The organism is Testudinibacter sp. 'clade 2' (assembly GCF_006227735.1).
GTDB lineage: Bacteria > Pseudomonadota > Gammaproteobacteria > Enterobacterales > Pasteurellaceae > Chelonobacter.
This window is the reverse complement of the sequence record NZ_VDHB01000242.1, coordinates 1-1,230: the sequence shown is the minus strand read 5'-3', so window position 1 is coordinate 1,230 and position 1,230 is coordinate 1. Positions and strand designations below refer to the sequence as shown.

Annotated in this window: 1 protein-coding gene; it reads left to right on the top strand. The window is 46.5% G+C overall.

Going from position 1 to position 1,230, the window contains the following annotated elements; all coding sequences use genetic code 11:
• A partial coding sequence (locus tag FHQ30_RS12960) for a citrate synthase (RefSeq protein ID WP_139625195.1) occupies positions 1 to 1,206 on the top strand: 1,206 nt, incomplete at its 5' end.
• Positions 1,207 to 1,230: the final 24 nt, after the last annotated feature.

The following is a 1,230-nucleotide window of genomic DNA, read 5'->3' as shown; positions in this document are numbered from 1 at the left end:
TATGATTCGATTGATGTTCAGTCATTAGTCAAAAATCAATTGTTTACCTATGATCCGGGTTTTATGTCAACGGCCTCTTGCAAATCGGCGATTACCTATATTGATGGTGACGAAGGCGTGTTGTTGCATCGCGGCTATCCAATTGAGCAACTGGCTGAAAATGCTGATTATTTAGAAGTTTCATATCTGCTGTTATTTGGTGAGCGCCCAAACAAAGAGCAGTACCGTGAATTTGAAAGCCGAGTGAAGAAACACACCTTAGTGCATGAGCAGATTTCCCGCTTCTTCCACGGATTCCGTCGTGACTCGCATCCAATGGCGATTATGTGCGGCGTCAGTGGTGCGTTGGCGGCGTTCTACCATGACTCCACCGATGTTAACAATATCTACCACCGTGAACTGACCGCCTACCGTTTATTAGCAAAAATGCCGACCTTGGCAGCCATGTGTTATAAATATTCGATTGGCCAGCCGTTTATGTATCCGCAGCGCCATCTGTCTTTTTCCGGTAACTTCCTGTATATGATGTTTGCCACGCCGTGTGAGCCTTATGTGGTTAATCCGGTGCTGGAAAAAGCCATGGACAAAATTTTTATTCTGCATGCCGATCATGAACAGAATGCGTCAACCTCAACCGTGCGAACCGCAGCTTCTTCCGGTGCTAATCCATTCGCTTGTATTGCTGCTGGCATTGCCTCCCTTTGGGGACCGGCGCATGGTGGCGCCAACGAAGCCTGTATCAATATGCTGGAAGAAATTGGCAGTGTTGATCGGATTCCGGAATACATCGAGAAGGCCAAAGATAAAAATGATCCGTTCCGTCTGATGGGCTTTGGGCATCGGGTATATAAAAACTACGATCCGCGCGCTAAAGTAATGCGCCAAACTTGCCATGAAGTGCTGAAAGAGCTGGATGTACAAAATCCATTATTAGATGTGGCGATGGAGTTGGAACGTATCGCCTTGAGCGATCCGTATTTTGTTGAACACAAACTGTACCCAAATGTTGATTTCTATTCTGGTATCATCCTGAAAGCGATCGGCATTCCGGTATCGATGTTTACGGTGATGTTTGCGTTGGCAAGAACCGTCGGATGGATTGCGCATTGGAAAGAGATGTATAACCAAGGCGCAATCAAGATTGTTCGTCCGCGGCAGATTTATATTGGCCATCCACAGCGTGATTTCGACAAAATGGAGAAGTAAGGGATGTGCAAACCGCACTTTACC